General features: G+C 44.1%; 8 protein-coding genes and 1 pseudogene. 8 read left to right on the top strand and 1 reads right to left on the bottom strand.

The features are described from left to right. Window positions 1-188: 188 nt before the first annotated feature. The 3 genes from WJM94_RS13305 to ilvN all read left to right on the top strand — a co-directional run bounded on the left by WJM94_RS13305 (window position 189) and on the right by ilvN (window position 4,668). Window positions 189-1,988, top strand: coding sequence for an AMP-dependent synthetase/ligase (locus WJM94_RS13305; protein WP_444494693.1), 1,800 nt, complete (start codon window positions 189-191; stop codon window positions 1,986-1,988). A gap of 459 nt (window positions 1,989-2,447) precedes the next feature. Further along, window positions 2,448-4,172 carry an acetolactate synthase 3 large subunit gene (locus WJM94_RS13300; protein WP_444494692.1) on the top strand — a complete coding sequence of 575 codons (1,725 nt, stop codon included), beginning with the start codon at window positions 2,448-2,450 and terminating at the stop codon, window positions 4,170-4,172. Window position 4,173: 1 nt separating this feature from the next. Beyond that, complete coding sequence (gene ilvN / locus WJM94_RS13295; RefSeq protein WP_444494691.1) at window positions 4,174-4,668, top strand: acetolactate synthase small subunit; 495 nt, start codon at window positions 4,174-4,176, stop codon at window positions 4,666-4,668. Between the two features lie 164 nt (window positions 4,669-4,832). Here ilvN and pykF read toward each other — a convergent pair whose 3' ends face one another. Next, window positions 4,833-6,245 carry a pyruvate kinase PykF gene (gene pykF, locus WJM94_RS13290; protein ID WP_444494690.1) on the bottom strand — a complete coding sequence of 471 codons (1,413 nt, stop codon included), beginning with the start codon at window positions 6,243-6,245 and terminating at the stop codon, window positions 4,833-4,835. Between the two features lie 432 nt (window positions 6,246-6,677). Here pykF and WJM94_RS13285 point away from each other — a divergent pair, with 432 nt between their 5' ends. The 5 genes and pseudogenes from WJM94_RS13285 to WJM94_RS13265 all read left to right on the top strand — a co-directional run bounded on the left by WJM94_RS13285 (window position 6,678) and on the right by WJM94_RS13265 (window position 13,737). Continuing rightward, window positions 6,678-7,439, top strand: a complete 762-nt coding sequence (locus WJM94_RS13285) for a DeoR/GlpR family DNA-binding transcription regulator (RefSeq protein WP_444494689.1) — start codon at window positions 6,678-6,680, stop codon at window positions 7,437-7,439. 120 nt (window positions 7,440-7,559) lie between these two features. After that, a complete protein-coding gene (glmS, locus tag WJM94_RS13280; RefSeq protein WP_444494688.1) occupies window positions 7,560-9,392 on the top strand; it encodes a glutamine--fructose-6-phosphate transaminase (isomerizing) in 1,833 nt (610 codons plus the stop codon). A gap of 282 nt (window positions 9,393-9,674) precedes the next feature. Continuing rightward, a pseudogene (locus tag WJM94_RS13275) lies at window positions 9,675-9,975 on the top strand (hypothetical protein); the annotation flags it as partial. Between the two features lie 575 nt (window positions 9,976-10,550). After that, window positions 10,551-12,449 (top strand): PTS mannitol transporter subunit IICBA, encoded by a 1,899-nt coding sequence (locus WJM94_RS13270; RefSeq protein ID WP_444494687.1) that lies wholly within the window; start codon window positions 10,551-10,553, stop codon window positions 12,447-12,449. 139 nt (window positions 12,450-12,588) lie between these two features. Beyond that, window positions 12,589-13,737 carry a mannitol-1-phosphate 5-dehydrogenase gene (locus WJM94_RS13265; RefSeq protein ID WP_444494686.1) on the top strand — a complete coding sequence of 383 codons (1,149 nt, stop codon included), beginning with the start codon at window positions 12,589-12,591 and terminating at the stop codon, window positions 13,735-13,737. Window positions 13,738-13,778: the final 41 nt, after the last annotated feature.

Below are 13,778 nucleotides of genomic sequence, written 5' to 3'. Positions count from 1 at the left end.
CTTTCGGGGCTTTCTTTTTGGGCTAAGAATAGGGAAACGGTAACCAAAATCGCCTAAAGTGAGCGTTATCAGTGACATTTGTCGCTTATTATGGATAAGTTTGATGCCCGTCAGTTGCGTTTTTGCACCCTGTGAGTACACTTGCTCGCTCAAATTAGCTTACACCTGTAAGCCTAAGGTAAGTAGAAATGGCCAAGTTAGATTTTCATATCGTTAAACGTATTCGTGAACAAATTGCGAAAGGTGATACCCGCATTGCGCTTAAACATAAAGTGGGCAATGAATGGCAAGGTATTACTTGGCAGCAATTTGGTCAGCAAGTGGATAATTTATCGCTCGCACTTTTGGCTCAGGGATTGAGAGTTCAAGATAAGATCGGCATTTTTTCAAATAACATGCCTCAATGGACTATCACTGATTTCGCCACGCTGCAATTACGTGGTGTGACGGTTCCTATTTATCCGACTAATACCGCAGCCCAATCGGCATATATCCTCGACAATGCAGACGTGAAGGTTCTGTTTGTGGGTGAGCAGCCTCAATTTGATGCAGCGGTTAGCATTTTCGAGCAGTGCAGTCAGTTAGAGTTGATTGTTGCTATGTCTGACGATATCCAACTTGGAGAGCATGAATTTGCTATCTCCTGGAAGGACTTTATTGCAAAAGGCACGACGAGTTATCAAGAAGAGTTGGAAACCCGTTTGGCTCAGACGCGAGAAGATGATCTGCTGACGTTGATTTATACTTCGGGCACGACGGGCCAGCCTAAAGGTGTGATGCTCGATTACGCTAACATTGCTGCTCAGCTTGAAGGTCATGATCAGCGCTTAAGCTTGTCAGAAGATGATGTCTCTCTGTGTTTCCTGCCTCTTTCACATGTGTTTGAGCGTGCGTGGACCTTTTATGTCTTATATAAAGGCGCAACCAACTGCTACTTGCAAGATACAAAACAAGTACGCGATGCGCTCAGCCAAGTTCGTCCAACCGTCATGTGTGCTGTACCTCGCTTCTACGAGAAGATCTTCTCTGCTATTCATGAGAAGGTTTCCCGCGCTCCGATCCATCGTAAGATCATGTTCACCTGGGCTGTGAACATGGGCGCGAAAATGGCCGTGTGTCACCAAGAAAAAAGTAAGCCTTCATTAGTATTACGTAAATCTTATGCTCTGGCAGACAAGCTAGTGTTGAGCAAACTACGCGCGTTGTTGGGTGGACGCATTAACTTCATGCCTTGTGGTGGCGCAAAGCTGGATGAAACGATTGGCCGATTCTTCCACGCTATTGGTATCAACGTTAAGTTGGGTTATGGCATGACAGAAACCACGGCGACAGTATCGTGCTGGGATGATAAGTGCTTCGATCCAGACTCTATCGGTATGTCGATGCCGGGCGCGCAAGTGAAGATCGGACAAAACAACGAAATTTTGGTTCGCGGCCCGATGGTGATGCGTGGTTACTACAAAATGCCAGAAGAGACGCAAAATACGTTTGATGAGCACGGCTTCCTGAAGACCGGTGATGCGGGCCATATCGATGAAAACGGTAATCTCTTTATTACCGATCGCATCAAAGAGTTAATGAAAACGTCTGGTGGTAAGTACATTGCGCCACAAATGATCGAAGGTGCGATTGGTAAAGATCACTTTATTGAGCAGATTGCCGTTATCGCAGATACACGTAAATTTGTTTCGGCACTGATCGTCCCATGTTTTGACTCGCTGGAGGAGTACGCGAAAGAGCTGAACATTGCTTATCACGACCGTGTTGAATTGATTAAACACCATCAAGTGGTCGAGATGCTTGAGAAGCGAGTCAATGAACTGCAGAAAGAGCTTGCTAAATTTGAACAAGTTAAGAAGTTCAAACTATTGCCAAAGGCTTTCTCTATGGATGATGGCGAGCTGACGCCAACGCAAAAACTGCGTCGTAAAGTTATCAATGATAAATACCAAGATGAAATCGAAGAAATGTACAAGGAAAAGCATTAGTTCTGCCAACTTAAACTCGCTTAGATTTCAAATTGATGAAAAAGTCCCCAGAGATGTCCTGTGCATGTTTGGGGATTTTTCGTTTAGCAGCATTCCTTCTGTATTTTCATTCCATATAGGTGGATTTTTCCGTAATTACCGCGTTGCATATGAAATAATATTCTTTTTTTAAGCAAGACTGTCTCTGATCATACTGTCTATTTTCGCTTCTTTGGCTGCTATCCCTTCAGAGGTGCTCATTCTTAGTATCATGCTAAAAAATGAGATCTATATCTCATTAGACCCGTTGATAATAAAACGTTACATTTGTTGGGTAACCTTGCGGGATGTTATGACGAACGCAAGACATAGCCGAAAACGCGGAAGTATTTCGATTAGGCTACGAATAAGCCCTAAACTATGTGAAACCAGACCAATCCGTTGACCTTACGGAGAGGTAACTGGGTAAGGAGAGCAATTATGACAGCAATGTTGTCAGGTGCAGAGATGGTTGTGCAATCTCTGATCGAAGAGAATGTATCGCAGATCTTTGGTTACCCTGGCGGTTCCGTTCTAGATATCTACGACGCACTGCACGCCAAAACCGACCAAATTAAACACGTACTAGTAAGACATGAGCAAGCGGCGACGCATATGGCAGATGGCTATGCTCGCGCAACGGGTAAGCCGGGTGTCGTACTGGTATGTTCAGGTCCTGGCGCGACCAATACGATTACTGGTATTGCGACCGCTTATATGGATTCTATCCCAATGATCGTTATTTCAGGTAACGTACCGAACAACCTGATTGGTAACGACGCATTCCAGGAATGTGACATTGTTGGTGTATCTCGCCCAGTGGTAAAACACAGCTTTTTAGTAAAGAAAGCAGAAGATATCCCTGAAACCATCAAAAAAGCGTTCTACATTTCGACGACTGGTCGCCCTGGTCCAGTTGTGATTGATTTGCCAAAAGATGTGTTGAATCCGCAAATCAAGCTGCCTTACCAGTACCCTGAAAGCATTTCGATGCGTTCGTACAAGCCAACCACATCGGGTCATAAAGGCCAGATCAAAAAAGCGCTGAAAGCACTTCTTGAAGCGAAAAAACCAGTGCTTTATGTTGGTGGTGGCGCTGTGATTTCTGGAGCTCATGAACACATCCTTGAACTGGCGGACAAGCTTAACCTTCCTGTAGTGAGCACGTTGATGGGCTTAGGCGCATTCCCAGGCACACACAAAAACTCGCTGGGCATGTTGGGCATGCACGGTACTTACGAAGCCAATATGGCAATGCACGAAGCCGACTTAATCTTTGGTGTTGGTGTTCGTTTTGATGACCGTACTACAAATAATCTGGAAAAATATTGCCCTAACGCTAAGGTTATGCATATTGATATCGACCCTTCGTCGATCTCTAAAAACGTTAAAGTGGATTTGCCAATCGTTGGCTCGGCTGAAAAAGTGCTGACCACTATGCTGGGCTTACTGGCTGAGCAAGAGCGTTCAAATGACAAAGAAGCCATTCAGACTTGGTGGAATGATATTCAGGAGTGGCGTGATCGTCAGTGCCTGGCATATGAAACTTCTCCAGAAATTATTAAGCCTCAACAAGTTATTGAAACACTGCATAAACTGACCAATGGCGATGCGTATGTGGCATCTGACGTAGGTCAGCATCAAATGTTTGCAGCGCTCTACTACCCATTTAATAAACCGCGCCGTTGGATCAACTCGGGTGGTTTGGGCACGATGGGCTTTGGTCTTCCTGCTGGTTTGGGTGTTAAATTTGCGATGCCGGAAGAAGAAGTGGTTGTGGTCACCGGTGACGGTAGTATTCAGATGAACATTCAAGAGTTGTCGACTGCAATGCAGTACGACATCCCGGTGAAGATCATCAACTTGAATAACCGATTCTTAGGCATGGTAAAACAGTGGCAAGACATTATTTACCAAGGTCGTCACTCAAATTCATACATGAGTTCTGTTCCTGATTTTGCAGCTATCGCAGAAGCTTATGGTCACGTTGGTATTCGTATCGAAACGCCAGATCAGTTAGAAGCTGGTCTGCAAAAAGCACTTGATATGAAAGACCGCCTGGTGTTTGTCGATATTAACGTCGATGAAACTGAGCACGTTTACCCTATGCAGATTAAAGGTGAGGGTATGGACAAAATGTGGCTAAGCAAAACGGAGAGAACATAATATGAGACACATTATTTCATTGCTATTGGAAAACCAACCAGGTGCTTTGTCTCGCGTTGTAGGGTTGTTCTCTCAACGTGGCTACAACATTGAATCTTTGACAGTATCCCCAACGGATGATGAAACCCTCTCTCGTTTGAATATCACAACGACTTCAAACGAGATGCAACTTGAACAGATTCAGAAACAATTGCACAAACTCATTGATGTGCTGAAAGTTCAGGAAGTGACCGAGTTTGAGCACCTTGAACGTGAATTGATGATGGTTAAAGTGAAAGCGACTGGTTTTGCACGAGCTGAAGCCAAGCGCACTGCTGACATCTTCCGCGGACAAATTATTGATGTGACCGCTTCTCAGTACACCGTACAGTTGGCGGGAACCAGTGAAAAGCTGGATGCGTTCATTAAAGCGATTTCGGAGGTTACCGAAGTGGTGGAAGTGGCACGTAGTGGGGTAGTGGGCATTGCTCGTGGCGAGCGTGCACTGAAGCCTTAAAGCTAATACCTTTTATACAAATCAAAGCCATCGAAATATTCGGTGGCTTTTCTGTTTTTGGTGCCAAGCGATAAGTAAATAAAATTTATTAGAACCAAAGACAAAAAAAGAGGGCTTCATGAGCCCTCTTTCTATTTATTTCACTGATAAATGAATGTTCAGTCTTATAGTACGTGTACAGAAGCTGTGTTCGTTGTACCAGAAGCTACTAGTGCACCTGAAACCATAACAACGATGTCGCCTTTGTTACCAAGACCAGATTCTAGCGCAAGCTCTTTACCAGCAATGTAGAATGCGTCAGTGCTGTCGATAGAATCAACAACAACAGGTGTTACACCTTTAGTCAGAACTAGCTGAGCAGCAGTCTTCTTGTTTGTAGTTAGAGCTAGGATGTTTGCAGTTGGGAAGTACTTACGTACTGAACGAGCAGACTTACCACCTTCAGTTGCAACAACGATAAGTGGAGCAGCTAGTTTTTCAGCCGTGTCTACAGCGCCTTTACATACCGCTTCAGTGATACGTAGACGTGGGCTGTCTAGACGAGAACCTAGTTCAGCTTTAAGTACTGAATCAGTACGCTTAGCGATTTGCGCCATGATAGTTACTGCTTCAACTGGGTATTTACCTTTTGCAGTTTCACCAGAAAGCATTACTGCGTCAGTACCGTCCATTACCGCGTTCGCAACGTCGCCTGCTTCCGCACGAGTTGGACGTGGGTTGTTGATCATAGAATCAAGCATTTGAGTTGCAGTGATAACCATCTTACGAGCACGGTTACACTTCTCGATCATCATTTTCTGAGCGAAGATTACTTCTTCAGCTGGGATTTCAACACCCAGGTCACCACGAGCAACCATGATGCCGTCAGAAAGCTCTAGGATCTCGTCGAAGTTATCAACACCTTCTTGGTTTTCGATCTTAGAGATGATGTGGATGTTCTCGCCGCCGTTTGCAGCAAGTACTTCACGGATTTCTTGAACGTCAGAAGCTTTACGGATGAAAGAAGCCGCTACGAAATCAACGCCTTGCTCACAACCAAACTTAAGGTCGTTTTTATCTTTTTCAGATAGAGCTGGTAGATTTACTGAAACGCCTGGAAGGTTAACACCTTTGTTTTCGCCTAGTGCACCGTTGTTAAGTACTTTACATTTAACTTCAGTGTCAGTTGTAGCGATAACTTCCATCTCGATTAGACCGTCGTCTACTAGGATAGTGTTACCAGTGTTTAGGTCTGCTGCGAAGCCAGCGTAAGTTACCGCAACAGTGTCTTTGTTACCTACAACTGAAGTGTCAGTTGTGAAAGTGAATTCTTGACCAGCCACTAGATCAACGTCGTTGCCGCCTTCTAGTTTGATAGTACGGATTTCTGGACCTTTAGTATCTAGAAGGATTGCTAGAGGTTGGCCAGTTGCTTCCATTACTTGGCGGAAGTTCGCAATACGAGTGCCGTGTTCTTCGTAGTCACCGTGAGAGAAGTTAAGACGCATTACGTTCATGCCTGCGTTTACTAGTTCAGTTAGCTTCTCTACAGATTCAGTTTTAGGGCCAATCGTACAAACGATTTTGGTCTTTTTCATGGAAGATACTCTCCGGTAAGTATAGTTACAATTTGAAAGTCGGTTATTTACTCTGACGTTAGGGTGTGTATGAGGGCATTTTGTGCCTGCCATCTACCGATTTTCCACCACATTTATTAACGTCAGATTCTGAAAGTCTTTCACCAAGTTTAGTCATTTTATGACTAAAAGATCGGCGATTTTGGTTACCTTTTTGTGACTAACCCCGCTTTATATGCAGAAAGGTGCAAAAAAGTAGCCGTCATTTCTGTAATTTTTTTTCTTTTCGGTTGCGAATTCTACCACCTAATGAATCCAATATCACTGTTTAAGAATTGTCTTAGGACAAGGTTTTATCGAGAAATATTAATTTTTTGGATCGAAATAAATGGACATAAAAGTTTCGTTTTAACTATAATAACTTTCAAATCGAAACTAAAAATTAAAACCTAAATGTCGAAACGAAACACCCAGCTAAGAAGGCACGCCATTTCTAACTTGGTTTCTGAACGGGGAGAAGTCAGTGTTGATGAACTGGCGCACAAATTTGAAACCTCAGAAGTCACGATTAGAAAAGACTTAGCTTCTTTAGAAAAAAATGGTCAACTTCTTCGTCGTTATGGTGGAGCGATAGCTATCCCGACGGAAGTTATTCATGAAGAAATGGGCCAAAATGTTTCGACTCGAAAGCTTGGTTTGGCAAAAGCGGCAGCATCCCTGATTCGGGACCACAATCGCATTGTCATAGACAGTGGCAGCACAACTGCAGCGTTAATCCAGCAGTTAAATGACAAGCGTGGCTTAGTCGTCATGACTAACTCATTGCATGTAGCCAACGCACTAAATGAATTAGAGAGTGAACCAACCCTGCTGATGACGGGAGGAACGTGGGACACTCACTCAGAATCCTTCCAAGGCAAAGTGGCCGAATCTGTATTAAGAGCCTATGACTTTGACCAGCTTTTTATTGGTGCTGATGGCATCGACTTAGAGCGCGGTACCACCACATTCAACGAGTTGGTCGGTTTGAGTAAGGTGATGGCGGAAGTTTCTCGAGAAGTGATTGTGATGATCGAGTCTGAAAAAATAGGTCGCAAGATCCCGAACCTTGAACTTGCCTGGCTGCAAATCGATGTTCTGGTGACCGATTCAGAGATACAAGCCGAACATAAGTTACAGATAGAACAACATGGCGTGAAAGTGATTTGCGCCTGACAAACTGATATTCAAACTAACAACTTCAAATTTTACTTCCCTCATATACAGGCCTTTGCTTGCTGCCTTTATGTGAACTGATGGCTAGGGAAGAACAAAACTACAAACGGAGAAAAACACATGTGTGGAATCGTAGGTGCAGTGGCACAACGAGATGTTGCAGAAATTTTGGTCGAAGGTCTACGTCGTTTGGAATACCGTGGTTATGATTCTGCGGGCGTTGCGATTGTTGACTCCGAGTCTAACCTGACGCGTGTTCGTCGCTTAGGTAAAGTACAAGAGCTGGCTGACGCGGTTGAACAAGAAAAAGTGGCTGGCGGAACTGGCATTGCACACACGCGTTGGGCAACACATGGCGAACCTTCAGAAACCAATGCGCACCCACATATGTCTGGTGATATTGCTGTCGTTCATAACGGCATCATCGAGAACTATGAAGAACTTCGTGAAATATTGCGTGCACGTGGCTACGTATTTGAATCTCAAACGGACACAGAAGTTATCGCTCACCTTGTTGAATGGGAGCTTCGCACTTCGGAAACTCTTCTTGAAGCGGTACAAAAAACCGCGAAGCAACTTGAAGGTGCATACGGTACGGTTGCTCTGGATCGTAAAGATCCTTCTCGCATCGTCGTTGCGCGTTCTGGTAGCCCGATTGTTATCGGCTTTGGTGTAGGTGAAAACTTCCTGGCTTCAGATCAGTTGGCACTGCTGAGCGTAACCCGTCGTTTCATGTACCTGGAAGAGGGGGATGTAGCAGAAATCACTCGTCGCGAAGTGACTGTAGTTGATGCAAGAGGTGAGCGCGTTGAACGTGAAATCACTGAATCCAACGCAGAACACGATGCAGGTGATAAAGGTCAGTACCGTCACTTTATGCAAAAAGAAATTTACGAGCAACCAAAAGCGTTGATCAACACAATGGAAGGCCGTATTACTTCTAATTCGGTTGTGACGGATGCGATCGGTGTGAATGCCTCAGACATCTTGAGCAAAGTTGAGCACGTGCAGATCATTGCGTGTGGAACATCTTACAACTCTGGTATGGCTGCTCGCTACTGGTTTGAAGACATCGCTGGCGTTAGTTGTGACGTAGAGATTGCATCGGAGTTCCGTTACCGCAAATTTGTGACTCGTCCAAACAGCCTTTTGATCACCTTATCTCAGTCTGGTGAAACTGCAGATACACTGGCTGCCTTGCGCATTGCTAAAGAGAAAGGTTACATGGCCGCAATGACTATCTGTAACGTATCAGGTTCATCTCTGGTGCGTGAGTCTGATATTGCCTTTATGACTCGCGCTGGTACTGAGATTGGGGTTGCGTCTACTAAAGCTTTCACTACTCAATTAGCAGCTATGTTGATGTTAGTTACTGCGATTGGTAAAGAGCAAGGACGAATTGATAAAGTGAAAGAAGCTGAAATCGTAGAAGCGATTCATGCTCTTCCTGTACAAATTGAAAGCATTCTAGCGTTTGATAAGCAAATCGAAGCATTGGCTGAGGATTTCGCAGATAAACACCACACACTATTCTTAGGTCGTGGTGAGTTCTACCCAATCGCAATGGAAGCCGCACTTAAATTGAAAGAAATTTCATACATTCACGCTGAAGCTTATGCGGCAGGTGAATTGAAACATGGCCCGCTAGCGCTTATTGATGCTGACATGCCAGTAGTGGTTATTGCTCCGAATAACGACTTGCTTGAAAAATTGAAATCAAACGTTGAAGAAGTTCGGGCTCGTGGCGGTTTACTTTATGTATTTGCTGATGAAAAAGCTGGCTTTGAAGCGGACGAGACTTTGAAGATTATACCAATGCCACATGTCAGTGAAATCACAGCACCTATTTTCTACACAGTACCTATGCAGTTGCTGTCTTACTATGTTGCATTAATCAAAGGAACTGATGTAGACCAACCACGTAACCTAGCGAAAGCGGTAACGGTTGAATAAGACTAGTTAGAATATAAAATCACAAACGGCACATGCGAGAGTATGTGCCGTTTTTTATTACCTTGTTGAACGTTAATGCACCACGGTTGGTCAATGAATCAGAAGGCTTTAGGGCTTATGACCCAAATGTCAATTTTCTGAAAGGGTGAGTCTGTCACAATCTTCAATAATGGAATCTACAGGAGCGCCGAGGAGATGAAAATGATCTCGGTTGCATTGGCGTCGACATCGGATGAGGCTTACGCTAAGGCGTTATCTGAACTCAACACTTTCAAATCGATGTCTGTTCACGCGCTGAATCGAATCACGAAAACCATCAATGATTTGCTTTACATTGCGAAGGCTGAGAACAAACTGATTCATCGCAACGATGAAGTCTTTACCGTACCTATTCGATCTATTTTATCGGGTAGATAAGTCCCTCCAATACTCAGGTAGCATTGGTGCTGGATTAGGAGTGTCTATAACTCAATCCATCGTGCAGGCATATGAGGGTGAGATAAGTGAGTCGAAGGACCAAAGTACAAAATTCCAAATCACGTTGCGGTCTGCCCGTTCCCGTCCAGAGATGGACTCAATTTAGATAGCCGTTTTCTTATATCCATCTGTAACTCATTGTGCCGACTCGGTTGGGAGATGGGGGCAGTCTCAAATACTAATCCATCCATATCAAACAACGCGGTTTTACCTGTCATTTATATCCTTCTTCCTACTCCAATCTTAAACGAAATTGGCATGAACTTTTGATGAACTCTTCTTTGTAATTTTATTACATACTGGGGGTTGCAAGTGCGTGTTGGTGAAAAATTGAACTGTTTTAGCACATCTATTGAACTAAGTTTGTGCGATAAAATTTAATAAATAACAGAAGTGAGATATTCATCACTATAAATTTTAGGTGGGCGGAGGTGTTTGTTGTGATCTTTGTCATCATTGAATGATATCCGTTATCATCAATTTGCGGTTGTAATTTACTGACAGTGCTTAAGTGTGAAGTGTGTCAACATCGTCTTGGTGTGGTGAATTTATTAGTGTGAGTTTTGTCACTAAATATTGGGTGGGAGTGCCTTTTAGAAATGTTGTGATACATTTTAATCGACTTTTAAAGAAATTCTTTGGACCAGTTTGGTCATCCAATATAAAAATTGAGGTCTCCCTATGTTATCACCAGAAGCTAAGATCAAAGTCCAAAACTTTGGTCGTTTTCTATCCAACATGGTAATGCCAAACATCGGTGCATTTATTGCCTGGGGTTTCATTACTGCGCTCTTTATTCCAACAGGGTGGTTGCCAAACGAAACATTGGCATCACTGGTTGGCCCAATGATTAAGTTCCTACTGCCATTACTGATTGGTTACACTGGCGGTAAGATGGTCGGCGGCGACCGTGGCGCGGTTGTTGGTGCCATTACTACAATGGGTGTGATTGTCGGTACTGACATCCCTATGTTCATGGGGGCTATGATCGTTGGTCCACTAGGCGGTTACGCGATTAAGAAATTCGATGAGTCGGTTCACGGAAAAGTGAAAAGCGGCTTTGAAATGCTAGTTAATAACTTCTCTGCAGGTATCATCGGTATGATCCTTGCCATTCTAGCTTTCTACATTATTGGCCCTGCGGTAAAAATCTTATCTAGCGCATTGGCTGCAGGCGTAAACATTATGGTTGAAGCTGGCGCTCTTCCACTTGCTTCAATCTTTGTTGAACCTGCGAAAATCTTGTTCCTAAACAATGCGATTAACCACGGTATCTTCTCTCCTTTAGGTATCCAACAGTCTGAAGAGCTAGGTCGTTCAATCTTCTTCCTTATCGAAGCAAACCCAGGTCCTGGTCTCGGTCTTCTACTAGCTTATATGGCGTTTGGTAAAGGTAATGCTAAGCAGTCCGCAGCGGGTGCATCTATCATCCACTTCTTAGGTGGTATCCACGAAATTTATTTCCCATATGTACTGATGAACCCACGCCTAATCCTTGCAGTTATCGCTGGTGGTATGACGGGTGTGTTTACAAACGTGATGTTCGGGTCAGGTCTTATTTCTCCAGCGTCTCCAGGATCAATCTTCGCTGTACTATTGATGACGCCTAAAGGTGCTTACGCTGGTGTAGTTCTATCGGTCATTGCTGCTGCAACAGTGTCGTTCCTTGTAGCTTCACTACTGATGAAAACATCGAAAGCAACAGATGAGGAAGATTCTCTAGATAAAGCGTCTGCAGCCATGCACGATATGAAAGCAGCATCTAAAGGCCAAGCAGCAGCGGACTTTTCTATTGATTCTGCAACAGTGACATCTATTTACGTAGCTTGTGATGCCGGTATGGGTTCAAGCGCTATGGGTGCGGGTCTGCTACGCAAAAAAGTGCAAGCTGCAGGTCTAAATATTGATGTAACGAACCTGGCAATTAACAACTTGCCAAGCGACTCTCAAATTGTTGTGACCCACAAAGATTTGACGGACCGTGCACGTACCCATGCAGTGAGTGCTATGCACATATCTCTTAACAACTTCCTAGATGGAACAGTGTACGACAACCTAGTTGCAAAACTTGTTGAAGCAAAGAGTAGCTCTGTAAAAAAGCCAGAGACACCGGCAGTGCAAGCCGAGAAAACAGAGGAAAAGGAACAGACGTTCACGCTAACTAACGACAGTGTATTCCTCGGACTAAAAGCCAAATCCAAGGAAGAGGCGATTAAGTTTGCAGGTGAGCAATTAGTCAAATTAGGTAATGTTACACCTGAATATGTTGCCGGTATGTTTGCCCGTGAAGAAATGGTGTCTACCTACCTCGGGGAATCAATTGCAGTACCGCACGGAACCATTGAAGCAAAACAGTTCGTCAAGAAAACCGGCATTGTATTCTGTCAATACCCTGAGGGAATTCAATGGGGTGAAGAGGAAGATGATATTGCCAAGATGGTCATCGGCATCGCAGCCCAAGGTGATGAACACAACATGGTATTAATGGCGATTACCAATTCACTTGATGATGAAGCGGCCGTTGAGAAGTTACAGAACACGTCCAATAAACAAGATGTACTGGACATTCTCAATGCATAGTGTGGCTTCAGTTTAGCTCCTGAGTGAACGAGGCCAGTACCCCCTCACTGGCCTCTTTTTTAGTCTTGATAGCTGAAGGTTTAGAAGTATGTCGTTAAGTCATCATCTATCTGGATTTAACAGTTGAAAGGTTACTATTATGAAAGCGTTACATTTTGGTGCAGGTAATATTGGTCGTGGCTTTATCGGTAAATTGCTCTCCGATGCAGGCATGGAAGTAACATTTGCAGACGTTAACGAAACAGTAGTTAACGCTCTAATTGAGCGTAAGGAATACCCAGTAAAAATCGTTGGTGAAGAGTGCGTTGTTGAGATCGTGAAGAACGTTACCGCCGTGAATTCGGCGACCGACGCAGTTATTGATTGTATTGCTGAGTCTGATTTAATCACAACGGCAGTTGGTCCAACGGTACTAAAGATTATCTCAAAATCGATTGCTAAGGGAATTGAAAAACGTGCGGCCTCAGGTAACGTAAGGCCAATGAACATCATAGCGGCAGAGAACATGGTGAGAGGTACAAGCCAGCTAAAAGCAGCGGTACTTGAACATTTATCTGATGAAATGAAGGCGTTCACTGAAGAGAACATTGGCTTTGTGGATTCTGCGGTAGATCGCATCGTACCTCCGGCTGAAGCTGGCGAAACTGATCCTTTGGCGGTAACGGTAGAGACGTTTAGTGAGTGGATTGTTGACCAAACACAATTCAAAGGTGAGATTCCAAACATCCCCGGCATGGAATGCACAGATAACCTAATGGCTTTTATTGAGCGTAAGTTGTTTACTCTCAATACTGGCCATCTGATAACAGCTTACTTAGGCGTATTGGCCGGGTACGAGACCATCAAAGACTCCATTGAAGATCCTGATATTCGCGCGCAAGTAAAAGCGGCGATGCAAGAGAGTGGTGCAGTTCTTGTTAAGCGCTATGGCTTTGATCCAGAGGCTCACGCGGCGTACATCGAGAAAATTTTGGGTCGCTTCGCTAACCCTTACTTGCGTGATGAGGTAGATCGCGTTGGTCGCCAACCAATTCGTAAGTTGAGCCCTCAAGATCGATTGATTAAGCCTCTGAATGGTACCTTAGAATACGGTTTACCGAACAAGCATCTAATTAAAGGTATAGCTGCGGCATTCCACTATAAGAATGACGATGATCCACAGGCGGTAGAATTGCAGAGCATGTTCGCAGAAAAAGGATTTGCTCAGACATTAGCACACTATTCTGAGCTGAATGTTGACTCAGAAGTTGTTAAACTAGCCGAACAAGCCTATAACGCAATCATGTAATGATGGAATACAACAGTGCCACTAATGTGGCACGTTTTCCT

The sequence above is a fragment of the Vibrio sp. YIC-376 genome (assembly GCF_052353105.1).
Lineage (GTDB): Bacteria > Pseudomonadota > Gammaproteobacteria > Enterobacterales > Vibrionaceae > Vibrio.
The sequence above is the reverse complement of the archived record's forward strand: the minus strand, read 5'-3'. Positions and strand labels throughout refer to the sequence as shown.